Source organism: Halomonas qaidamensis (assembly GCF_025917315.1).
Classification (GTDB): Bacteria; Pseudomonadota; Gammaproteobacteria; order Pseudomonadales; family Halomonadaceae; genus Vreelandella; species Vreelandella qaidamensis.
In genome coordinates this window covers 2,006,127-2,030,106 of sequence record NZ_CP080627.1, presented here as the reverse complement: position 1 = coordinate 2,030,106, position 23,980 = coordinate 2,006,127, and the positions used below count along the sequence as shown (strand labels likewise).

The 23,980-nt window shown below is 51.0% G+C and carries 19 protein-coding genes; 7 read left to right on the top strand and 12 right to left on the bottom strand.

The annotated features are described in order from the left end of the window. Positions 1-55: 55 nt before the first annotated feature. Positions 56-1,789: a proline--tRNA ligase gene (locus tag K1Y77_RS09430; RefSeq protein ID WP_264428142.1), complete on the bottom strand. Its 1,734-nt coding sequence runs from the start codon at positions 1,787-1,789 to the stop codon at positions 56-58. Positions 1,790-2,031: 242 nt separating this feature from the next. Here K1Y77_RS09430 and K1Y77_RS09425 point away from each other — a divergent pair, with 242 nt between their 5' ends. Beyond that, complete coding sequence (locus K1Y77_RS09425) at positions 2,032-2,466, top strand: hypothetical protein (protein ID WP_030072606.1); 435 nt, start codon at positions 2,032-2,034, stop codon at positions 2,464-2,466. 563 nt (positions 2,467-3,029) lie between these two features. Here the strand turns inward: K1Y77_RS09425 and K1Y77_RS09420 are convergent. Continuing rightward, positions 3,030-4,238 carry a benzoate/H(+) symporter BenE family transporter gene (locus K1Y77_RS09420; protein WP_030072608.1) on the bottom strand — a complete coding sequence of 403 codons (1,209 nt, stop codon included), beginning with the start codon at positions 4,236-4,238 and terminating at the stop codon, positions 3,030-3,032. A 150-nt stretch (positions 4,239-4,388) separates the two neighbouring features. Here K1Y77_RS09420 and K1Y77_RS09415 point away from each other — a divergent pair, with 150 nt between their 5' ends. After that, complete coding sequence (locus K1Y77_RS09415) at positions 4,389-4,976, top strand: helix-turn-helix domain-containing protein (protein ID WP_030072610.1); 588 nt, start codon at positions 4,389-4,391, stop codon at positions 4,974-4,976. Here the strand turns inward: K1Y77_RS09415 and nfo are convergent. Together nfo and K1Y77_RS09405 are read right to left on the bottom strand one after the other, a co-directional pair. Continuing rightward, positions 4,946-5,821: a deoxyribonuclease IV gene (gene nfo, locus K1Y77_RS09410; protein ID WP_264428139.1), complete on the bottom strand. Its 876-nt coding sequence runs from the start codon at positions 5,819-5,821 to the stop codon at positions 4,946-4,948. The two genes, K1Y77_RS09415 and nfo, sit on opposite strands and share 31 nt — an antisense overlap. Before the next feature lie 36 nt (positions 5,822-5,857). Next, positions 5,858-6,625 (bottom strand): glycerophosphodiester phosphodiesterase family protein, encoded by a 768-nt coding sequence (locus tag K1Y77_RS09405; RefSeq protein WP_264428137.1) that lies wholly within the window; start codon positions 6,623-6,625, stop codon positions 5,858-5,860. 201 nt (positions 6,626-6,826) lie between these two features. Here K1Y77_RS09405 and K1Y77_RS09400 point away from each other — a divergent pair, with 201 nt between their 5' ends. The 5 genes from K1Y77_RS09400 (at position 6,827) to glpK (ending at position 13,186) form a co-directional block, all read left to right on the top strand. After that, complete coding sequence (locus K1Y77_RS09400; protein ID WP_264018173.1) at positions 6,827-7,804, top strand: NADPH:quinone reductase; 978 nt, start codon at positions 6,827-6,829, stop codon at positions 7,802-7,804. A 25-nt stretch (positions 7,805-7,829) separates the two neighbouring features. Beyond that, entirely contained in the window at positions 7,830-8,633 is an 804-nt protein-coding gene (locus K1Y77_RS09395; protein ID WP_264018174.1) for an enoyl-CoA hydratase-related protein, read from the top strand. Between the two features lie 163 nt (positions 8,634-8,796). Further along, positions 8,797-10,650 carry an SLC13 family permease gene (locus K1Y77_RS09390; protein ID WP_264018175.1) on the top strand — a complete coding sequence of 618 codons (1,854 nt, stop codon included), beginning with the start codon at positions 8,797-8,799 and terminating at the stop codon, positions 10,648-10,650. Between the two features lie 129 nt (positions 10,651-10,779). Then, the gene (locus K1Y77_RS09385; protein ID WP_030072622.1) at positions 10,780-11,538 is read left to right on the top strand and encodes a DeoR/GlpR family transcriptional regulator; all 759 of its coding nucleotides are present in this window, start codon (positions 10,780-10,782) and stop codon (positions 11,536-11,538) included. A gap of 163 nt (positions 11,539-11,701) precedes the next feature. Beyond that, positions 11,702-13,186, top strand: coding sequence for a glycerol kinase GlpK (glpK, locus tag K1Y77_RS09380; RefSeq protein ID WP_030072624.1), 1,485 nt, complete (start codon positions 11,702-11,704; stop codon positions 13,184-13,186). Positions 13,187-13,300: 114 nt separating this feature from the next. On the opposite strand, the gene K1Y77_RS09375 is transcribed toward glpK, so the two are convergent. The 8 genes from K1Y77_RS09375 to K1Y77_RS09340 all read right to left on the bottom strand — a co-directional run bounded on the left by K1Y77_RS09375 (position 13,301) and on the right by K1Y77_RS09340 (position 23,959). Next, a complete protein-coding gene (locus K1Y77_RS09375) occupies positions 13,301-14,932 on the bottom strand; it encodes a glycerol-3-phosphate dehydrogenase/oxidase (protein ID WP_264428132.1) in 1,632 nt (543 codons plus the stop codon). Positions 14,933-15,098: 166 nt separating this feature from the next. Next, entirely contained in the window at positions 15,099-16,838 is a 1,740-nt protein-coding gene (locus tag K1Y77_RS09370; protein ID WP_264428130.1) for an ABC transporter substrate-binding protein, read from the bottom strand. A 72-nt stretch (positions 16,839-16,910) separates the two neighbouring features. Beyond that, positions 16,911-17,183 carry a DUF2160 domain-containing protein gene (locus K1Y77_RS09365; RefSeq protein WP_009724636.1) on the bottom strand — a complete coding sequence of 91 codons (273 nt, stop codon included), beginning with the start codon at positions 17,181-17,183 and terminating at the stop codon, positions 16,911-16,913. A 14-nt stretch (positions 17,184-17,197) separates the two neighbouring features. Then, a complete protein-coding gene (locus tag K1Y77_RS09360) occupies positions 17,198-18,094 on the bottom strand; it encodes a carbohydrate ABC transporter permease (RefSeq protein ID WP_030072630.1) in 897 nt (298 codons plus the stop codon). Position 18,095: 1 nt separating this feature from the next. Beyond that, complete coding sequence (locus tag K1Y77_RS09355) at positions 18,096-18,983, bottom strand: carbohydrate ABC transporter permease (RefSeq protein ID WP_030072632.1); 888 nt, start codon at positions 18,981-18,983, stop codon at positions 18,096-18,098. After that, complete coding sequence (locus K1Y77_RS09350; RefSeq protein WP_030072634.1) at positions 18,980-20,077, bottom strand: ABC transporter ATP-binding protein; 1,098 nt, start codon at positions 20,075-20,077, stop codon at positions 18,980-18,982. The genes K1Y77_RS09355 and K1Y77_RS09350 overlap by 4 nt, the downstream gene beginning before the upstream one ends. 1 nt (position 20,078) lies before the next feature. After that, positions 20,079-21,167: an ABC transporter ATP-binding protein gene (locus K1Y77_RS09345; RefSeq protein ID WP_030072636.1), complete on the bottom strand. Its 1,089-nt coding sequence runs from the start codon at positions 21,165-21,167 to the stop codon at positions 20,079-20,081. Between the two features lie 305 nt (positions 21,168-21,472). Further along, positions 21,473-23,959, bottom strand: coding sequence for an acyl-CoA dehydrogenase (locus K1Y77_RS09340; RefSeq protein ID WP_264428128.1), 2,487 nt, complete (start codon positions 23,957-23,959; stop codon positions 21,473-21,475). Positions 23,960-23,980 lie beyond the last annotated feature (21 nt).

The window sequence follows — 23,980 nt, the reverse complement described above, 5'->3', positions numbered from 1 at the left end:
CACCGGTTAACCCAGCGAAAATGCCACGCTATTGCGCCCAGCAACATACGTGGTCTTACTTATTGCTACTCAGCCCTGCTTTTTCACGCAAGAAATCAATAATGGTGTCAGCAGGAATCATGGTCGCCTCATTATCTCGGCGACCTTTGTATTCCAGTTCACCGTTATCTAGGCCGCGATCACCAATCACCAAGCGATGGGGCACACCCATCAGTTCCAGGTCGGCAAACTTAACACCGGGGCGTGTATCGCGGTCGTCAAGCAGCACGTCTAAGCCCGCCGCTGTTAGTGCTTGGTAAAGGCGTTCAGACTCTTCGCGCACACGTTGTGATTTGTGGGCGTTCATCGGTACCAGCGCTACTTGGAACGGTGCGATGGCGTTTGGCCAGATAATGCCTGAATCATCGTGGTTTTGCTCAATGGCGGCAGCTACCACGCGGGTAACGCCGATGCCATAGCAGCCCATCCATGGGTGACTGGTTTTACCGTTGTCGCCCAGTACTGTCGCGTTCATTGCTTCGGAATACTTTTGTCCAAGCTGGAAGACGTGACCCACTTCTATGCCACGTTTGATAGAAAGCGTGCCTTTACCGTCGGGCGAAGGGTCACCCTCTACCACGTTACGTAGATCGGCAACTTGGGGTAGGGCAACGTCGCGCTCCCAGTTAATGCCAAAGTAGTGCTGACCATCGATATTTGCGCCGGCACCAAAATCACTTATTAGCGTTACACTGCGGTCAATAATGATCGGCATTTCCAAGCCGACAGGGCCGAGGGAGCCAGGCCCTGCTCCAACGGCTGCACGAATTTCTTCTTCACTCGCCATGGTCAGCGGAGCGGCCACCTGGGGAAGGTTTTCAGCTTTGACTTCATTTAGCTCATGGTCGCCACGGATAAGAAGAGCAATCAAGCCACCTTCGGCGGCGTGCACCATTAGCGTTTTAATGGTCTTTTCGATAGGCAGGTCGTACTGCTCGACCAGGGCGGCGATAGTTTTAGCGTTTGGCGTATCGACCAAGCGTATCTCTTCGCTGGGGGCTGCGCGCTCTACGTTGCTACCGAGAGGTGCGGGGAGGGCCTCAGCTTTTTCCATGTTAGCGGCGTAATCAGAGGCGTTGGAGAACACAATATCATCTTCTCCTGAATCGGCTAATACGTGAAACTCGTGGGAGCCAGTACCGCCAATCGAGCCGTTGTCAGCAATGACAGGACGGAAGTCGAGACCTAGGCGAGTGAAGATGCGTGTATAGGCATCATACATCGCTTGGTAAGTCTCTTTGAGGGAGGCTTCGTCCAGATGGAAGGAGTAAGCATCCTTCATAATAAACTCGCGAGAGCGCATCACTCCAAAGCGTGGGCGAATCTCATCACGGAATTTTGTCTGGATTTGATAGAAGTTAACCGGTAATTGCTTATAGCTGGCAATTTCTTTACGTACCAGGTCGGTAATCACTTCTTCATGGGTTGGGCCTACGCAGTAATCGCGCTCGTGACGGTCTTTCAGACGCAGCAGTTCCGGGCCGTACTGCTCCCAGCGGCCAGACTCTTGCCATAGGTCAGCAGGCTGCACGGCGGGCATCAATACTTCCTGAGCGCCGGCACGGTTCATCTCTTCGCGAACAATGGCTTCAACCTTACGCAGCGTGCGTAGGCCAAGAGGCAGCCACGTATAGAGGCCAGAGGTAAGACGACGGATCATACCAGCGCGCAGCATTAACTGGTGGCTGATGACTTCAGCGTCGGCCGGAGTTTCTTTTAATGTCGCAATCAATAATTGGCTGGCGCGCATGGGCGTGAGTATTCCTTGTTGGTAGGGGTAATGCAAAATCGTTAGGTAATGCAGCGCTTAAGCTAGCGTTGAATGCTGCATTGTACGGCTAAGCGGGTAAAGCGGCAAAATCCTACGTTAACAGCTTGGCGTGTGTTGGTAATCAAATGTGCTAAACTCGCCAAGTTTTGTGGCTCGATAGCACTGGTTAATAACAGCATTTTCTTCGGCTATCGGTATGTTAGGACTTTGAGGGAACCTTCATGCAGCAAGTAGTACGCCGTTGGTTAACGGGGGCCATTGTAGGTGTCTCCATTGTAACGTTAAGTGGTTGTGGGACGCTTTTTTACCCTGAACGTAAAGGGCAATTAAGTGGTAATGTAGACCCGGTCGTGGCTATCGCCAACGGTGTTGGGTTACTGTTTTTCATTGTGCCGGGTGTCATCGCCTATGCCGTGGATTTCTCTAATGGCACTATCTACCTGCCCAGCGCGAGCAGTGCGTCGGTAGATATTCACCACTTAGACGACGCTATGGACGTAGCTGCATTAGAGAAGCTGTTATCAGATAAAGCTGGACAGCCGGTTAGTTTGGAAAACGAGTTGTTGATGATGGAAGAAGTGGCAAGCCTGGATGAAGCATTAGCCATGGTGAGGATGTCGGGCGTGATGGATGAAGAACGCCTCGCGACGATGTAACGCGTAAACCGCACGTCATTCCCGAGTCACCGTACGTCATTCCCGAGTGGGGTGATCGGGAAACCACCCTGACCTTACCCGCCGAGGCCGGAGTACTAACGTCAAACTGGATTCCCGCTAAAAGCATGCGGGAATGACAAGACGGCAGGCACGCGGGAATGACGGAGTGGAAAGTGTCATTCCCGAGTGGGGTAACCGGGAATCCACCTTGACCTTACCCGCCGAGGCCAGCGTACCAACATCAAACTGGATTCCCGCTAAAAGCATGCGGGAATGACAAGACGGCAGGCACGCGGGAATGACGGGGTGGAAAGTGTCATTCCCGAGTGGGGTAATCGGGAATCCACCTTGACCTTGGCCTGCAGCCGCCCGAAATCCCAGGTCAACATGGATTCCCGCTAAGGGCCTGCGAGAATGACGAGGGCGACACGGAGGGCTGGGGTGGAATCACCGTCAGGCACTTACCAGCCCATCGGCTAATGCCAGACAGGCTTAACTGACTGGCATTAGCCCAGTAGTGAACGCTCTGGGGGCTTTTTATTAGCGCGTTGTCTTATCTACGTCTAACCGTGTGGGGGCTTTGTCAGCTTTAGTACCACCAAGCCTGCTACAAGCCCCCAGAATGCGCCGCCTATACCTAGCAAAGTGATGCCTGAACCAGTGAGTAAAAAGGTGATAATGGCGGCATCTCGTTGCCCGCTATTCTCAAATGCATTTGCTAACCCACCACTTAAGGTGCCCAGTAACGCAATACCTGCTAGCGACATGACCAAGACACTGGGAAGTGTATTGAAGACGCCGGTAACTGTGCCCCCAAAGATCCCCATTGCGATATAGAACACACCCGCTGCCACGCCTGCGGTATAGCGTCTGCGCGGGTCGGCATGTGAATCTGGCCCAATACATACTGCTGCGCTAATAGCCGCCATATTAAGCGCATAGCCACCAAAGGGGGCGAGCAAAAGCGTTGCACCCCCTGTCCAACTGATAAGTGGCGAACTGTTTGGCTGATAGCCTGCTGCCCGGAGCACTGCTACACCAGGTAAGTTTTGGGTCGCCATGGTAATCACAAACAAAGGAATGCCAATGCTGATCAGTGTTGGCAGCGAAAAGACGGGCGTGATGAAAACAGGGGCTGTAGGTGCCAGCGGAATATTTTGTAGGTTTAGTTGGCCCTGCCACAGGGTAATTGCAATGCCGATTAATAGTACGCCGGGCACCGCGAGTGTCGGCCATAAACGTCGGCCTGCTACCCAGGCGGCTAACATAGCCAGTGGTAGCCGCCATTGGTTTTCCATAACGTTAAACAGCTCTAAGCCAAAGCGCAGCAGAATACCTGCCAATAAAGCGGATGCAATCGCGCTGGGTATATAACGCATCACGCGCTCAAACAACCCTGTTACCCCGCATAGCGTAATCAGCAGCGCAGAGAATAGAAAAGCACCGATAGCTTCTTCAATGGGAACGCCAGGAAGGTTCGTCGCCAAAAACGCTGCACCTGGCGTTGACCATGCTGTTAATAAAGGCATGCGATAGCGCAGCGAAAGCCCTAATGAGGTAATGCCCATACCAATACCCAGCGCCCACAGCCAGGAGCTAATTTGTGCGGTGCTGGCACCCGCAGCGGCAGCCGCTTGGAAAATGATCGCCGCTGAGCTCGTATAGCCAATGGTTACCGCCACAAAACCTGCGGTAACGGTCGAGACGCTGATGTCTTGCCAGAAAGAGGTGTTGGGCGTGTCATTGGTCGGCAGAGTTTGTGGCGCTTCCATTGTGTTGCCTCGCTAGCGCGGTAGTTTGTGCGTTATAGCGCACGATCGCAAGAGGCTATCATTGTGCGTAATAACGCACAAGTGTTAAGTGCCCGTGTGTATCAATGAATGAATCGGTAAACTACTTAGGTGAATATCGAGGAGAGCCTCATGGCAAGTGAGCCACACACCATTGCTGAACATGTTGCGGGAACCGTTAAAAAACTGCGCAAAGATCGTGGCTGGAGCCTAGATCGCGCGGCGAGTAAAACGGGGGTGAGTAAAGCCATGTTGGGACAGATAGAGCGTGGTGAATCAAGCCCAACGGTATCAACGCTGTGGAAAATTGCTAGCGGCTTTCGGGTGTCGTTTTCAACCCTATTTGATGGCGACAAGCCTGCGCTAGGAGAACTTCACCGGTATGGCTGGGAGTCTGTTTGGGGCGATGATAGTGCTGGCATGCAGGCGAGGTTGCTATTTCCTTATGACCCGCTGTTGGGCTTTGAAATGTTTATGATTGAACTGGCGCCCGGAGCCATCAGTGAATCGTCTCCCCACGCTAGCGGGGTGGTAGAGCACATTGTCGTTGTCGAGGGTGAGATGGAGCTGCGCATTGACGAGCGCTGGCAAACATTGCGGGTTGGCGAGGGGCTGCGCTTTTTTGCCGACCGCCCCCACGCCATGCGTAACAGTACGACGACACGGCTACGGTTTCACGATGTGATTCACTATTTGCCAGGCGCTGCGTCAGGCACTTGAGCATCGAGCACTTGCGAGCGTAACCAATTGAGTTCGTCAGCCCAAATGCCGGGTTCGACGGTTTCCAAAATCATCGGTATGTCATGAATGCGTTTGTCTTGCATGATCGTTGTGAACGCGTCCAGGCCAATATTGCCCTTACCCAGGCTGTGGTGGCGGTCTACACGGCTGGCGAAAGCACTCTTGGCATCGTTTAAATGCATACCACGTAAATACTCAAAGCCGACCACCTTGCCTAGCTCATTCAACGTTGCCTTGGTGGCCTCGGCGGTACGCAAGTCATATCCGGCGGCGAAAGCATGGCAAGTATCAATACAGACGCCAACACGGGTTTTATCATCAACGTGAGCAATAATTTCTGCCAAATGCTCGAAGCGCCAGCCAAGGTTAGTGCCTTGTCCGGCGGTGTTTTCAATCACTGCCGTGACACCTTTTGTGGGTAACAACGCCTCGTTGATCGAGTCCGCGATGCGTTTGAGGCAGTCGGTTTCGCTAATTTTGTTCAGGTGACTGCCAGGGTGAAAGTTCAATAAGGTAAGGCCTAGTTGCTCACAGCGCTGCATTTCGTCTAAAAACGCCACGCGTGACTTTTCAAGCCCATCGGCTTCTGGGTGGCCTAAGTTAATCAGGTAACTGTCATGGGGCAAAATTTGTTCTGGGCCAAACCCATGGGTTTGGCAGGCGTGTTTAAACGCTACAATCGCTTCGTCAGTCAGTGGTTTACCTTTCCACTGTCGCTGATTTTTAGTGAAGAGGGCAAAGCCGTTTGCGCCGATATCGACCGCGCGTAACACTGCTTGATCAGCGCCACCCGCTGCGCTCACATGGGCACCAAGATAGTGCATGATTTTCCTTAGCAATTAGTTAGGCAGTGAGCGAATTTAACCGTGTTGCCGTCGATTATTCAAATAGCGTTGAAACGCTTCAGGCTCATCGGTAATCGCACTGGCTATTCCCCAGTTCCAACGGCTTTCAAACGCGCCTGGGTCGTTGGCGGTATAGCATAAAATTTCATAACCATCGCGGCGCATGGCAGCGGCCTGTGTATGTTTTAAGCGTGGCCAGTGGGGGTGAATGCTAAACGCCTCGACGGCTTCACATTGGCTACGCCAGGTAGGCGGTATACTGCCAAACAGTACGCCCAGCGCGAGTGCTTCTTTAGGTGCAATAAGGCGGCAACGAGCTAAGGCTTGGGCATCAAACGAGGACACAATCAGCCGCTCGGCGGGTAGGGCGGCTAATACGACTGGCAAGATGGTCTCCACTAAGGCGATGGGGTCGCGGCCTTTGTTTACCTTGATTTCTAAATTCACCCCCATGTTCAGCTCGTTCAATAGCGCTAGCATTGCCTCAAGGCTGGCCATCCTTTCACCTGCAAATGCATCGCCAAACCAGCTGCCAACGTCAAGCTGTTGCGCTTGTTGCCACGTCAGGCTGGCAAGTTCACCACGCTGGTCAGAACAGCGGTTAATATCGCTATCGTGCCAAATCACAGGGGTCCCATCGCCCAGTAGCTGAACGTCCAGTTCTACCCAGGTAGCACCTGCTTGGTGAGCGGCACGCACCGCCGTTAAGGTATTTTCAGGCGCGGCTGCTGAGTAGCCACGGTGGGCAATAAGCGTTGGCAAACAGATGGCTGGGTGCGTCATAGTCTATCCATATAAACTGTCGATGTAGGCGGAGATGTAGGCGTAACCGATCAACGTTACCGTCGATAATGATAAGTAGTTTAGCATGCTGGCATGACAGCAATATGTCCTGTATAGATGGCTAATCGCTTGATTTTAATTGCTCAACGCGGTTGGATGGCCTGCTATATATCCAATAATTAACAATAGGAGTTTATCCAGATGCCAAAGCGTATCCAATTTTCAAAAACGGGTAGTTCAGAGGTGTTGGAGTGGGTCGAGACAGAGCCTAAAGCTCCCGGTGCTGGCGAAGTGCGCATTGAGAATAAAGCAGTAGGCCTGAATTTTATTGATATCTATTTTCGGACGGGGCTTTATCCTGCTCCCTCCATGCCTTCTGGCTTAGGGACGGAAGGTGCCGGGGTTGTCGACGCTGTAGGTGAAGGCGTTACCCATTTAAAAGAGGGAGACCGAGTAGCGTATGCCCAAGGCCCCTTAGGTGCCTATGCAGAATTGCATACGTTGCCAGCCGCCAAAGTGGTCAAGCTGCCGGACTTTATTGATTTTGAAACCGCAGCGGCCAGCATGCTGAAAGGCTTAACCGTGCAGTACTTGCTGCGCCAAACCTATGAATTAAAGGGCGGCGAGACCATTCTTTTTCATGCTGCTGCTGGTGGCGTTGGTTCGATAGCTTGCCAGTGGGCCAAGGCGCTGGGCGTTAAGTTAATCGGTACGGTTAGCTCAAAGGAGAAAGCTGACCTTGCCATGGCCAATGGGGCATGGGCGACGATCAACTACAGCGAAGAGAATGTGGTTGAGCGGGTGCGCGAGCTAACGAATGGTGATATGTGCGACGTCGTTTATGATTCGGTAGGAAAAGATACCTGGGAAATGTCGTTAGATTGTCTAAAGCCTCGTTCGCTAATGGTTAGCTTTGGCAATGCATCTGGACCAGTAGATGGCGTGAACATTGGTATTCTGAACCAAAAAGGTGCGCTGTATGTAACGCGGCCAAGTCTGAACGGCTATGCGGATACCCGTGAGCGTCTTGAAATGATGTGCGATGACTTTTTTGCCATGATCGAAAGCGGCAAGCTTCGTATTGATGTAGCCAATCGCTACCCGCTCCAGGATGCAGGAAAGGCACAAGATGCCCTGCAAAGCCGTAAAACAACAGGCTCAACTATTCTTCTGCCTTAGCCCGAATACCTGTGGAGTGCAATCAATGAGCCAGACGTTACCTAAACTTATCGATGCTACCCTGACCCTGGAGCACCGGGTGGCAACGCTGACCTTAAACCGCCACGATGTGCGTAATGCGCTAACGGGCACCGCACTGGTTGATGATATCGTCACAACGGCTGAGTGGCTGAATACCGCAAGCGACGTATCTGTATTAGTGATCACTGGTGCGGGATCTGCCTTCTGCGCCGGGGGTAACGTCAAAGACATGGCTGAACGTGGGGGCGATTTCGCAGGCGACGTAGCGGAAGTGGCTGAACGCTACCGTCGAGGTATTCAGCGCATACCGTTGGCGCTAAGTAACGTCGAGGTGCCAATTATCGCAGCTGTCAATGGCGCAGCCATTGGGGCGGGATTTGACCTAGCCAATATGGCGGATATTCGCGTTGCTTCTAGCAACGCCACGTTTGGTGAAACCTTTTTAAACCTAGGGATCATTCCAGGTGATGGAGGCGCTTGGTTTATGCAGCGTCAGATAGGCTATCAACGCGCTTTCGAGCTGACGCTTTCAGGCCGGATTATCAATGCCGAAGAAGCGTTAGCTTATGGTGTGGTATTGGAAGTGGTTGCACCGGATGCATTAATGACTACCGCCATGACTCATGCTACGCGTATCGCGGCACAGCCGCCAAAAGCGACCCGCTTAACCAAGCGGTTGATGAAATTGGCACCAGATATGGAGTTAAAAGCATTTTTAGATGTGTGTGCGGTTTTTCAAGGCATGTGTCATAACGAGCCGGAGCATCTTGAAGCGGTTGAGCGATTGCTAGCACGAATGAAAAAGTAGTTTTTAATCAACTGTTTTATATAAAAGCCTGGCCTCGTCAGGCTTTTTATTGTTCTTTTATTGTTCTGCTCTCCTAAGACTATACGGTCGTATAGTCATCATCTAATGTGTTGTTAGTTGGCGCATAAGCCGAGCGTACCCAACCCAAGGAGAAGGACATCGCATGATAATGGAAAGCATTGGGCTTACGCCCAGCACGCTGGTTTTTATCGTTTTGGGGTTAACGCTTGCTGCTTTTATGTGGGGGCGGTTTCGCTATGATTTAGTCGCGCTTGCGGCGTTGCTCGGTTCGGTAATGCTAGGGCTGGTTCCCGCAGATGATGCCTTTATGGGGTTTGGGCACCCGGCTGTCATTACAGTGGCCGCAGTGCTAGTGATTAGCCGTGGCTTTGAACGTTCTGGTGTCGTCGATATTATTGCCAACCAAGTTCTGAAAGTAGGTGAGCGACTGCTGCTGCAGTTGCTGGTGTTGGTTGGTACGGTCGTGGTGCTTTCTGGGGTGATGAATAATGTGGGTGCGCTGGCGCTGCTGTTGCCGGTGGCAATGCGTCTTGCCCGTGAACATAATACGTCGCCATCGCTACTGTTGATGCCGCTTGCTTTTGGTTCATTGCTGGGCGGTTTAACCACGCTGATTGGTACGCCGCCTAACATCATTATTTCTACCTACCGCGGCAATGTCACCGGTGAAAACTTCGGTATGTTCAGCTTTACCCCAGTGGGGGTAGTGGTAGCACTGGTCGGCCTTGTATTTATTGTGCTGGTAGGCTGGCGATTGACGCCTAAGCGCAGTGGACAGGCGTCGACCGAGGAAATGTTTGATACGGCTAATTACCTAGTCGAGCTAAAGGTGACAGAAGAATCAAAGGCCAATGGTCTGACACTGCATCAGCTTCATGATGAGCTAGAAGAGACTATTCCGGTACTTGCCGTGGTGCGGGAAGATAATCGCAGAGCCGGGTATTCATTTCATGGGGTGCTTCAAGAAGGCGATATTTTATTATTAGAAGCAGGGCCTGATGAATTAAAACTGCTAGAAGATAAAGTAGGGCTGAGTGCTATTGCAGAGCCAGAAGAAGATAATGAGACTGACCGTGATGAAGCTGATAGTGAAAACGGGGCTTCACAACCGTTGGATGAGCGCCAGCCTGTTGATACGGAGGGTTTGCAGTTAATTGAAGCAGTAGTGCGCAGCGATTCGATGATGGTTAATCGAAGCGTTCGCCAGCTGCGGCTAAACCAGCAATTCGGTCTGCATTTAGTCGCGGTGGCCCGCGATGGAGGGCGTTTAAAGCAGCGTCTTCGGGACATTCGTTTTCAAACAGGCGATGTTCTGCTGTTACAAGGCAGTGAAAACGAAATAGCTGATAGCTTAGCGACCCTGGGGTGTTTGCCGCTGGCCAACCGTGAACTTCATTTAGGGCAGCCACGAAAATTAGCGCTCTCGATTGGTATTTTTGCCCTCGCTATTCTTGCGATGCTATTTGATCTGCTGCCAGCAGCCGTTGCGATGAGTTCAGCAGCGCTGATTTCCCTGCTAATTGGTGTCCTGCCATTGAGGGAAGGATATCAGGCCATTGATGGTCCCGTGATTGTTCTTCTTGCGGCCATGCTACCGGTAGGAGAGGCGCTTGAAACGAGTGGTGGTGCCGACATTATTGCTGACGCATTACTCCGGTTTGGCGTTGAGTGGCCCATTATTGTTTCATTAGCGGGACTCTTTATTCTTTCAATGTTGCTTTCCAATGTCGTCAATAATGCCGCCGCCGCGTTATTAATGGCACCCATTGCTGCGAGTCTTGCCAAAGGCTTTGGCGTGTCACTCGACCCTTTTCTAATGGTGGTGGCGGTGAGTGCCTCCTGTGCGTTTTTAACGCCGATAGGCCACCAGTCCAATACTCTCGTACTTGGGCCGGGTGGTTACCAATTTGGTGATTATTGGAAGCTCGGATTGCCGCTTTCGTTAGTGGTGATGGTGGTCGCTATCCCTGCCATTTTATGGGTATGGCCTCTTTAATGGGGCAGTTACTTAGCGAGCACAAGAGGAGTGGCCAATGTTCGTATTATTGAATTTCGAAAATTTGCTACTCTATAGCCCATAGAGAACAGCACTTATAAACCAATAAATAACGGACAGGCCGGGCTTATGAACCAACAGTTTCGCCAGGATGCCATCGTCGAGCTGGTACGCCAGCATGGCTATATGAGTATTGAGCAGCTGACCGATCACTTTGCAGTGACACCACAAACCATTCGTCGTGATTTAAATACGCTAGCAAATGAAGGGCGGGTGCGTCGTGTGCATGGTGGTGTAGGTATAGAGTCGAGTACTGTTAATACCGCTTATAGCACGCGTAAAACACTCCATTTAGAGGAAAAAGAGCGAATTGCGTACTGCTTAGCACAGCAAATTCCTCATCACTCTTCGCTGTTTATTAATATTGGTACCAGTAATGAAATGATTGCCCAGGCATTGCTTGAACACCAGGGCTTAGAAATCATTACCAATAATTTAAATGTGGCAGCTATTCTTCAGCACAAAGAAGATTTCACCGTGATTATTGCTGGTGGGCAAGTTCGCTCTCGCGATGGCGGGATTATTGGTGAAGCCACGATCGATTTTATCAACCAATTTAAAGTCGATTACGGCATTATCGGGATTAGCGGCATCGATGAGGATGGCTCGCTACTTGAATTTGATTACCAGGAAGTGCGTGTTGCCCAGGCGATTATTGCCAATTCGCGCCGCGTTTATTTGGCTGCCGATTACTCTAAATTTCATCGCAACCCAGTGGTTCGCCAGGGCAATATTTCTCAGCTTGATGCGTTATTTACCGATCGAAAGCCTCCCGAAGCCATTCAGCAGTTGTTGACCCAGCATGGCGTGGCGCTACATATCGCCTAAGTATGTTGCCTAATCAATGGCGTAGCATGGCCGCCAATGCGTTAAGGATAAAGGAGAGTAGTTTCATACTTGAGCATTTGGGGCGGCTGGAGTAGCCTTGAATGATAATAAAGCGAAACAAAACATACAAAATCGAAAGAACCTACAACAAAGTGAACGCCATATGTCCTCCTTTATTCTCGCCATTGACCAAGGTACCACCAGCTCGCGCGCCATTTTGTTTGACCGCCAAGGCCAAATAGAGGCGGTTGCTCAACAGGAATTCCCCCAGCACTTCCCCCAAGATGGGTGGATAGAACATGATCCCGAAAATATTTGGGAGACTGTCATTGCCACTTGTCGTGAGGTGCTCGAAAAAGCGAGTATTTTGCCAGAGCAGATTGATGGAATTGGCATTACTAATCAGCGTGAAACCACGGTGGTATGGGATAGAGAGACGGGTAAGCCTCTCTATAATGCAATTGTTTGGCAAGATCGGCGCACCTCTGAGCTTTGTCAAACACTCCGCGATCAAGGGCACACTGAGGCAGTACAAGCGAAGACTGGCCTCTTGATAGACCCCTATTTTTCTGCCACCAAACTCGCCTGGATACTCGATAACGTCGCAGGAGCCCGCGAGCGTGCACAGCGCGGTGAGTTACTGTTTGGCACTATTGATACCTTTTTAATTTGGCGATTAACCAATGGTAAACAGCATGTCACTGATGCCACCAATGCGTCACGGACAGCTATTTTTAATATTCATAATCAAACATGGGATGAGGAACTGTTAGCGTTATTCAACGTTCCTGCCAACATGCTGCCTGAGGTAAAAGACTCCAGCGATGATTTTGGTACCACTGACGCGCATTGGTTAGGGGCATCTATCCCCATTGCCGGTGTTGCAGGTGACCAGCAGGCCGCGCTGGTTGGTCAAGCGTGCTTTCAGCCAGGGATGGGAAAAAGCACCTATGGCACCGGCTGTTTTATGATCGTCAACACCGGAGATACGCCGTCGGTATCACGCAACCGCCTATTAACGACGATAGGCTACCGAATTAACGGCAAGCCCACCTATGCAATGGAAGGCAGTATTTTCGTTGCAGGGGCGACTGTTCAATGGCTGCGAGATGGATTGAATTTGTTTGCGGATGCGTCAGAGACCGAGGCGCTTGCCAAAGAAACTCGCAGCGGACATAGCGTTTACTTGGTGCCGGCCTTTACTGGCTTGGGTGCTCCTCATTGGGATCCTAAAGCGCGAGGGGCAATTTTTGGTCTGACCCGAGATACTGGCATTGCCGAAATTGTTGCGGCAGGGCTTCAAGCAGTGTGTTACCAAACCCGTGACCTACAACACTGCATGAACGACGATATGGAAGCTACGCCAGGTAATCTACGTGTAGACGGTGGCATGGTAAAGAATAGCTGGGTGATGCAGTTCTTAGCCGATATGCTTAACGTTCAGGTAGATAGACCCACGATTCTTGAAACAACAGCGCTGGGAGCCGCTTACTTGGCAGGCTTGCGTTTGGGCTGGTACGACACACTGGAAGAAATTGAACAACTCTGGCGGTGCGAAAAGAGCTTTACGCCAACAATGCAAGAGACAACCCGGGATGCGTTATATCAAGGTTGGCTAGACGCCGTAAATCGCGTGCGTTCGAATTAACAACAATTTATTGGTTACTTCAATACGCAAAAGCCGCTATCGATGATAGCGGCTTTTTGATGTTGTTGATGGTTGATGGTTGATGGTTGATCAACGAGTATGCTGTGGCTCTGCTTAGGCAACGTAGGGCTGTGATGTGTCGCGATTCTCAGCAAAGTAGGTGGCAAAGCGCTCTTCCGCTTGATCCCCAAATAGAACTTGGCACGCCTCTTTCAGCCCCTTAGAGTGACGCAACTGCTCATGGTGGACAACCAGCGAGACCTTAGCTCTTCGGCGCAAGAAGTCCTCCAATTGAGTAATCATTTCATGGTCCCGGGCATGCTCTAGTTCGCAACGAATATACTCGGTACCTTCAATGAGAATATCAGCCTCCGTAGGGTCTTGGCGGATCTTTTCTAGCATTTGCATGGCCTGCTCAGCATAACGACGCCATAACCGCGAGGAGAGTGGTTCAGTGGATGTCGGGGCGGTCATCGCATCTAACCCCATCCGCTTAGCCTGATCCATAAATTGCTGTTTAACGGGCTCTGGCGGCTCACCATACCAGCGATAGTTAATATCGCTGAGGTTAACGCCTAACCTAACTACTTCTTCAGCAATTTCATCGCCTACATTCAAGCAGTCGGTTAATTTACCGCCAAAAATACTGATGTGGGCGCTATCCGCATTGGTATCGATCACGTGTTTACGCGACAGCTGGAGAAAATCGCGATCGCTACCTTGATCCGCTTTGATGGCTAGCGGGCGAACACCACAGCGTGTTGAAATAATATCGTCTTGTGTCAGTGGCTTTTCTAACGTTAGACGCTTATTGATATTTTCTAATACGAAGTCGATATCTTCAGCAGTGACATCGACCTCTGGATGTTCCATATGCGTATCAGTGGTGCCGATACAAGTACGGTTTCCCATAGGGATGACAAAAAACAGTCGTCCATCGTCGGCAAAGAACGCAAGAACCCGTTTTTTTTTGGTTAATTGCGGGACGATAAGGTGAATACCTTTTGAATAAAGGTGCTGATGGGTGGTTTTTTCTCCGGTGAGCGCGTTGTGCTGGTCTACCCACGGGCCAGCAGCATTAATTAATACTTTTGAGCGAATGTTAAACGTGCTGCCATCCATCACATTACGCGCTTTTGTTATCCAGTACTGTCCCTCGCGCTCAGCACCAAGAGACTCAACATAATTGGCTGCAATCGCTCCATAATTAAGCGAATGACGAACAAAATTAAATACAAACCGGGCATCATTATCGTGTAGGTAGGCATCTGAGTATTCGAACCCGCCTATTGAACCTTCGATATCAATAATTGGCTCTTCTTGCTTAATGTTTTTAGGGGACAGTAAACGAGGCAACTTAGTAAAGCCATTGCCCATGAGCCAGTAGAGCCAGGTACCTGCCCATAAGTACTTTGGCGAATGGCGGAAACCTTTGCTGATAGTGGTAAGAAAGCGAATTTCCTGAACGGTAGAAGGGTAACTTTTAATCAAGTGATTACGGCTTTTACACAGTTTACGAACTAATGCGAAATCCTTGCTTTCCATATATTTAATGCCCCCCCAAACTAAGTTAGAGGAGTGCATACTGGTGCTTCCCGCAAAATCACCGCGGTCTATTAAAGCGACCTTAGCACCTTTTCCTGCAAGCGCAGCGGCGGTCGCTGCACCATTAATGCCGCCACCGATGATTAGTGCGTCAAAGTCGTCAGTGTGCAATTTCTCAATATTCCGGTTACGCAGTTTCATAGCGGTTCCAATTAACAAAGAAAAAGCCCCGTATTTAGGTAGCGGTTTCAACATGACAACAAAGCAATAAGCCTAAGTAGACCAGCCAGCCCTGCTGTTATTTGCTTGCCGCTGATGAAACCTAGTGTCGGCCTGAAAGGGGCGGGCAACTGCCCGCCCAAAAGGATTAGCGGGTACCCGCTTCCATCCAAGCTTCCATCATTTCATCGTAAGGAACGGTAGTTCCTTGCGGCATTTCATCATCAAGCTTCTGCTTAGGAGAGCCTTCTTGATCCAGCCAGTATTGCGGGTCGCGCTCTTCGTTAAGCATTGGGGCATAGCTGTCGAAGACGTTTGCGCGTGCTAAGCGGTGCATGGTGTTATCCATGTCTGCTGCTAGCTTATCCAAACCCTCTTGAGGAGTAACTTCACCACTCATTACCGGCGCTAGGTTTTGCCACCACAGTGGAGCCATACGTGGGTAATCGGGTACGTTGGTGCCCGTAGGTGTCCAGTTGGATTCGTTGGGGCTGCGGTAGAACTCAACCAAACCGCCAAGCTTAGGTGCCATTTCGGTCATCTGTTCAGAGAAAATGTCAGACTCGCGAATAGGCGTTAGGCCAGCCATCAGTTTTTCAAGAGAGGTTGTTTTGGCCACCGTAAACTGGGCAAATAGCCAAGCAGCGGTACGGCGATCTTCAGGTGTGGAGTCAAAGAATGTCCATGCCCCCACGTCTTGATAGCCTACTTTCATGCCTTCTTCCCAATACGGGCCAGTGGGGGAAGGGGCCATACGCCATAGCGGGTTGCCTTCATCGTCGGTTACTGCCACGGCAGGGTCGGTCATGTCTGCTGTGAAGGCGGTATACCAGAAAATTTGCTGGGCAATATGGCCTTGGGCGGGAACTGGGCCGGCCTCACCAAAGGTCATGCCTTGGGCTTCTTCAGGAGCGTAGTCACGAAGCCAATCAACCGCTTTTTGCATTGCAAAGACAGACGCTGGCGAGTTGGTCGCACCGCCACGGCTAACGCTAGCGCCTACCGGCTGGCTATCTTCGTTGACACGAATGCCCCAGTCGTCAACTGGGTTGCCAGACGGCACGCCAGGACTGCCCATGCCTGCCATGGAGAGCCAGGAGTCGTGGAAACGCCAGCCAAGTGATGGATCACGACGGCCGTAATCCATGTGGCCATAGACGGTAGTTCCATCGATTTCACCGACATGATCGGTAAAGAACTCGGCAATATCTTCGTAAGCCGTCCAGTTGGTGGGCACTCCGAGATCATAGCCGTAAATTTCTCGGAACTGCTCTTGCAGGTCTTCACGCTGGAACCAGTCATAGCGGAACCAGTAAAGGTTAGCAAATTGCTGAGTAGGTAGCTGGAATAAGCTACCATCTGGGCCGGTGCCATACTGCAAGCCAATAAAGTCGTCTAGGTCCAGTGTGGGCAGTGTGTAATCTGCCCATTCGTTTTCCATTGCCTGCGTGAGGTTGATGGTAGTGCCGTAGCGGATGTGCGTGCCGATAGAGTCGGTATCATTAACAAAGCCGTCATAGATGCTGTTGCCTGATTGCATCTGGTTTTGCATGGTGTCAACGACGTCGCCTTCGCCGATAATATTGTGAGTAAGGTTGATACCAGTTAACTCACTGAATGCTTCTGCCAGTACTTCACTTTCATAGACGTGGGTGGTTAAGCCTTCTGCGACAGTTTGAATATCCATACCGCGGAAAGGCTCAGCTGCTTTTGCAAACCAAAGAAGCTCTTCAATTTGCTCTTCACGACTTAGGGTCGAGTTTTGGAAATGTTCGTCGACCAAGCGCTCCGCGATTGCCCGCGCATCGTGATCGTCGGCCATCAGTGTCCCTGATGCGAGCATAAGACTGGCGGCGAGAGTAGTAAGTTTGAACTTGTTATTACGCATGTTGACCTCGTTTTATTGTGTTCTTCCTTGATAGCATGAGCGTCCTTGATACTGCCGTACTTAACGCTAGGGCTATCCCCAGCGCATTAACACCAGCAGCCATACCGCTGATAGTGCCAGTGCAATCCAAATCGAAAGTGACGTGAATCCAATAACACCCAGGTGAATAAAGGCGGCTGACAGCAGGCTAATAAACAGGCGGTCACCTCGGGTGGTCGATATAGGTAAAAAGCCTTTTCTTTCAATGCTGGGTGAACGCAGTTCCCAGATCGTCATGCCTGCCAACATGGCCGCAATGGAAGAAAAGAAAATAGCCGTCGGTAAGGTCCATACCATCCAGGACATGAGATTTACTCCTCTTAGGTGCGGCCCAGGGCAAAGCCCTTAGCGATGTGATTGCGTACGAAGTAAACCACTAGAATGCCGGGAACGATGGTTAACATACCGGCGGCGGCCAGTGTGCCCCAGTCGATACCCGAAGCCGTGGATGTTCTTGTCATAATCATGCCGATAGGCTGTGCATCGGTGGCAGTTAATGTTCGCGCCAGCAGCAGTTCAACCCAGGAGAACATGAATAGGAAGAACAGTACGACGCCGATACCAGAACTGATCATGGGAATGAAAATCTTGACGAAGAACTTAGGAAAACTGTAACCATCGATATAAGCGGTTTCGTCGATTTCTTTAGGAACGCTGCTCATAAAGCCTTCCAAGATCCAAATAGCTAACGGGATATTGAACAAGCAATGCGCCATGGCCACCGCAATGTGGGTGTCAAATAGCCCAACAGAGTAATACAGCTGGAAGTAGGGCAGCAGGAAGACCGCTGGCGGTGCCATCAAGTTTGTTAATAGCCAGAAAAATAGATGTTTATCACCGATAAACTTGTAACGGCTAAAGGCATAGGCGGCAGGCAGTGCCACTAACATGGTGATAATCATATTCATCACCACATACATGATGGAGTTGACGTACCCCATGTACCAGCTTGGGTTAGTGAAGATGCCAATGTAATTATCAAAGGTCAGGTTCTGCGGCCATAGCGTCATTGACCCAAGGATCTCGCTGTTAGTCTGCAGCGACATATTGAGTAGCCAATAAAGGGGTAGCATCAGCAGCACAATGTAAATACCCAGTAGCACTCGCTTTCTTAACCGAGAGCGTGAGTTACGCTTGCGCCGCTCAGCTGCTGGAACCTTACTGAAAATAGTGTTGTATTTTTCACCCTGTTGGGTGTTTTCAAGTTGGTAAGTCATCTCACGCGCCTCCCTGTGAATTCTTGTCTTTTTGCAGATGCATGATGGTGGTGTAGAAGACCCAGCTCACTAGCAAAATGACCAGGAAGTAAATGATTGAGAAGGCGGCAGAAGGGCCCAAGTCCTGCTGACCGATAGCCATAGTGGCAAGCGACTGACTTAGGAAAGTAGTAGAACTGCCAGGTCCTCCACCGGTGAGAACGAACGGTTCGGCGTAGATCATGAACGAGTGCATAAAACGCAGTAGTACCGCGATAACCAAAACGTTAGTGAGCTTTGGTAACTGAATATAGCGAAACACTGCCCATTTAGAGGCCCGGTCAATCCTTGCTGCTTGATAATAGGCTTCTGGAATAGAGCGCAACCCGCTATAGCAGAGCATCGCGACAAGCGGTGTCCAGTGCCATACATCCATTAAGATAATGGTTGCCCAGGCGTCACCGGCATTACGGGTGATGTTGTAATTAATACCTAGCTCGCGCAGACCCCAGCCCATTAACCCAATATCGCCGCGGGTGAAAATTTGCCAGATACTGCCAACAACGTTCCATGGAATTAGCAACGGGAGCGTAATCAGAATCAGCACTGCTGACGCCTGCCAGCCTTTCTTAGGCATAAGCAAAGCAATGCCTATGCCCAGGGGGATCTGGATGGTGAGAATAATCAGTGAAAACAGTATCTGCCGACCAAATGCAGCTTGCAGCGCCGAGTCGTTAAGCATGGTGCGAAACCACTCGGTGCCAGTAAAGAAGCTGGCGTTGGGGCCTAGTACGTCCTGTACTGAATAGTTGACGACGGTCATTAAAGGAATGATGGCCGAAAACGCTACCAGTACCAGCATTGGCAGGACTAATAGCCAGGCGCGGTTGTTATAGACTTTATTATTCATGAGGTAACCTCCACCCGGTATTCGTCCACAAACAGCCCTAACTGATCGTGATCGAAGGTGAGATAAATATCGTCTCCGAATTCAGGGTGACCTTCCGGCAAGCGTGCCTTAAACGTCTGACCAGCTAGCTCAAAGGTAACAATTGAATAAGTGCCTAGGTCCTGAACTTGGCGCTTAAGAGCGGGTAAAGCGCCTTCACGCTTAGAGGCATGTACAGAGACAAACTCGGGGCGAATGCCGACTTTTATATTCGAGCTTTTCGCAGTAGCAATAGCATCCACAAACGCTTGCGGCATGGGCAGTGGAATATCAGCAAAGATGACGTCACCCGCATGGTAGTGAACATCCATAAAATTCATGCCGGGGCTGCCGATAAAATAGCCAACAAAGGTATGGGCGGGGGTTTCAAACAGCTCTTGGGGGGTACCAAACTGGACCACCTGACCTTCATACATTACGGCAATTTTATCGGCAAAGGTCGAGGCTTCCAGCTGGTCATGAGTGACGTAAATCATGGTGATATTGAAGCGCTGGTGAATTTCCTTCAGCTTACGGCGTAACTTCCACTTGAGCTGAGGGTCGATCACCGTCAATGGCTCGTCGAACAGAATTGCCGAGACATCATCGCGGACAAGGCCGCGCCCCATAGAGACCTTCTGTTTCTCATCGGCCGTTAACCCTTTTGCTTTGCGCTTGAGCAGCGGAGTTAACTCCAGAATTTCGGCGACTTCCTCTACCTTTGGCGTGATGCGATGACCTGGAATATTGATATTGCGCAATGGAAAGGCGAGATTATCAAACACCGTCATGGTGTCGTAGATCACTGGGAACTGGAAAACCTGAGCGATATTACGCTCCTCAGGCGGCAGCTCATTCACGCGCTGTCCATCAAACAATACATCCCCTTCGGACGGCTCAAGTAGCCCAGAGATAATATTCAGCAGGGTGGACTTGCCACAGCCCGATGGCCCAAGTAGGGCATAGGCACCACCTTGGTGCCATACGTGTTCCATCTGACGGATTGCGTAGTCTTCAGGCGATTGAGGATTCGCGCTATAAGTATGGGCAAGGGATTTCAGTACAATCTCAGCCATGTTAGTTGCCTCCCCGCGTTTCCGGCGTATGGACGATAGAGCCCTGCTGATCAAACACGAACAGCTTGTGCGTGGGGAAGTAGATCTTAAGGCGTTGGTTGACTTTAGGCGTATGAATGCCCAGCAAATGAAGTACTAAAGGAAATAAGCTGTGTCGCACATGCAGAAAGGTTTCCGAGCCGCTGATTTCAGCGACTTCTACTTCAACTTCCAGCTCTAAGTCATCCGCCGCATTCGGCGTTAAGCTAACGTGAGAGGCGCGGACGCCAAAACGATACGCCCCAGGGGGCAGATTGCGCAGAGCCACGTCGCAAGGGAAGTGAATAGTTTGGTCAAAGGTAATTTCATTGTCAGTAAGATGCCCCGGCACAATATTAATTGGCGGTTCTGAAAACATCTCAGCACTCAAGATGCTCTTAGGCTCGCGATAAATTTGCTCGGTGGGGCCGTACTGCAACAGTTTGCCTTCATGCAACACGGCAGTATTGCCGCCTAGTGCTAATGCTTCATTAGGCTCAGTGGTGGCATAGACAGCAATGCAGTTACGCGATTTGAATAACTCGCGAAGTTCATCGCGTAACGCTTCACGCAGTTTGTAATCAAGATTGACCAAAGGTTCATCAAACAAGATCAGGTCAGCATCTTTAACCAGCGCACGCCCCATGGCGGTACGCTGCTGCTGCCCACCAGAAAGCTCTAGTGGTAAGCGATCTAATAAGTGGTCTATACCCAGCATAGCGGCGGTTTCTCTGACGCGCTTGTCGATTTCTTTCTTCGATGTCTTAGCTAACTTAAGAGGAGACGCTATGTTGTTATAAACGTTAAGGCCTGGGTAATTGATGAATTGCTGATACACCATGGAGACATTACGGTTACGTACTGACACACCAGTAACGTCGTTGCCGTCCATATAAATACGCCCACGAGTTGGGGGCTCCAAGCCTGCCATTAAGCGCATGAGCGTTGTTTTACCTGCTAAGGTTCGTCCTAGCAGCACATTGAAAGAACCCGGCTCCAGCTCAAGGTTTATCCCACTGATATGGGATTCACCACCGACGATATGGTCGATATTTTGCAGATGTAAGGACATGCCGATCTCGCTAACGTCATTGTTATTGGTAGATGTTGTCGGTAGAAGTCTTGCGTTGATCGTAATTTTTACGCGCTTTATTTTCAATAACGAAAGGCTAGTTGATCACTTGCGAACTTGCAACGACTTTTGAGGCTGTTTGTATTCGCTTTTAGGCGTACATTGGCCATTAAAGAAAGTTAACTGGTGACTTTTCAAGCTCTTGAGGTGATAAACAAATGTTCGTTTGTTTCGTTTTTGAAAATGCGCGTAAAAAAACCGGCCTGAAGAGGCCGGTTGGGAAGGCTAGTTAAAGTGGGGTGTGACTACTTAACGCTGGTTTCTTCTTGTAGCGGCGGTGCTACAGGCGCTGCGTTGTGATTAATCAACGTTGATTTATCCTTAGCAAACGCGTCATAGGCGAAGTCGTCTACCGTCAGCATTTCCAGCACTTCTGCTTCGAAGGTACGCATAAACTGTGCGTCGTCTTCTTTGATAAGCCCTTTTTCCAGTGCGGCTTCTATGCGTGCTTCAGGGTGTAGCGCCGTTTGTGGCAGCTCACCTTTGGCGTAAGCTTTGTTCACCGTGCGGTAGAGGGCTTCGGCACGGTCATAGTCCACCAGCAGCGCGTTGTAGCGAGCAAGGGGGTTAGACTCTGCGCCATCATCTTTATCCCAGGTATTAGAAAGCAGCTTGCTGCGTAGAGCGCTGTGTGTAGATACACGCTGCGCGATATCGCGGGCCAGGTCGTCATGGGGTTTGTTCCAGCGGCGGCCCGTCGGCATGACCACAACTTTCAACACCTTACCTAACGCACGGTTTGGCAGGTTATCGAAAATTTCCACAAACGCTTGCTCTGCACGGTTAAGTAGGAACTGCAGGCTGTAATGCAACAGTGCTTCTTCACCTTCCACTTTATTGCCTGTGTGCCACTGCTTTAGCACCATCGAGGCCAAGTAAAGGTTCGACAGGACATCACCCAGGCGCGCTGATAGCATTTCGCGCTTTTTCAGCGTAGAGCCAAGGCTTGCCATGGCGGCATCGGCGCATAAACCAAAGCCTGCAGAAAGGCGTGCGATATCTTGCGCGTAGGTAGCTGCAGGTCCGCTGAAGGGAACGCTCTGTTTACCTAGCCCAAAACCAAGCGTAAAGGCACGAGCAGCATTGCCGAAGATCAGCCCTGCATGACCAAAGAAGGCTTTGTCGAAGGCTTTAACATCGTTGGCATCTTTAGCGGCTAGCTCGTCCAGCACATAAGGGTGGCAGCGAATCGCACCTTGACCAAAGATCATCAGGTTGCGGGTCATAATGTTCGCGCCTTCCACGGTAATAGCCACCGGGTTAGCGCTGTAGCCAATGCCTAGATAGTTGCGTGGGCCAAGGGTAACGGCTTTACCACCATGAACATCCATAGCGTCGCTAAGCAATACGCGCTGGAATTCGGTCAACTGGCTTTTCAAAATTGCTGAAGGAACGGCAGGTTTTTCGCCGTGGTCGATCAGGTTGGCGGTTTGATAAACCGTCGCAGCAGAGATGTAAGCCAGCGAAGCCATGCGTGCTAACGGCTCCTGTACGCCTTCCATTTCTGCGACGGGGACGTTGAACTGACGACGAACGCGAGTAAAGCCGCCGCTCCAGCCTAGCGCGTAGCGGGCGGTGCCGGTGGCGCCAGAAGGTAGAGTAATGCAGCGACCAATCGAGAGACACTCGACCAGCATGCGCCAGCCTTGGCCGATCATATCGGGGCCACCGATAATGGTATCCAACGGCACAAATACGTCGTTACCTTTAATCGGGCCATTCATAAACGGACTGCCGATGGGGTGGTGGCGGCGGCCGATGTCCATGCCCTGGGTGTCGCGGGGGATGAGCGCTAGAGTAATGCCGCGATCTTCTTCGTCACCGAGCAGTTTTTCTGGGTCGAACAGGCGGAAGGCTAGGCCTACCACCGTGGCGATGGGAGCCAGAGTTATCCAGCGTTTTTCGAAGTTAAGCCGTAGGCCAAGCACTTCTTCGCCGTTGATGACTTGTTTACAGACGACGCCGGTATCCGGCAGCGACGTGGCATCAGAGCCAGCACGTGGGCCGGTTAAGCCAAAGCAAGGGATCTCACGGCCATCGGATAAGCGTGGCAGGTAGTGGTCTTTCTGTTCTTGGGTACCGTATTTAAGTAGCAGCTCGCCTGGGCCGAGTGAGTTAGGTACGCCAACGGTGACCATTAGCGTCTCATTAGCAGAGAGTTTCTGCAGCACCATGGATTGTGCTTTCGCCGAGAACTCTAGGCCGCCATACTCCTTCGGAATAATCATGCCGAAGAAGCCTTCTTTCTTTAGATAATCCCACAGTTGTTGGGGTAGGTCAGCGCGCTCTTGGGCGATATCCCAGGCATTACACATGCCGGCTGCTTTGGCACACTGGTTATCCAAGAAAGCTTGCTCTGCTTCGCTCAGGCCGTCGTCTTTATAGTTGAGCAGCGATTCCCATTGCGGTTTGCCAGAGAAGAGTTCGCCATCCCAGGAGACAGTGCCAGCTTCTAGCGCTGTGCGCTCCGTGTCGGATACTTTTGGCGCTACCTTTTTAAAGGTGGCGAAAATGCGCGGCGTTAGCCACTTGCTGCGCAGTGCAGGCAGACCAGCAACCGCAACCGCAACGGCTGCTATCAGTAGCAGCGTGCCAATAACAGGCGCGTCAAGCACTAAGCCGACCAAGCCTAGTGCGCCAAGCAGAGCGAAGGCTGGCGTTGCGCCTGCTTCGCGGCGCATCACCACGAGCAAGCCGATAACGGCAAGCACAATGAGCAGTAGGGTGAGCATGGTTGTATCTCCATCGGGGTT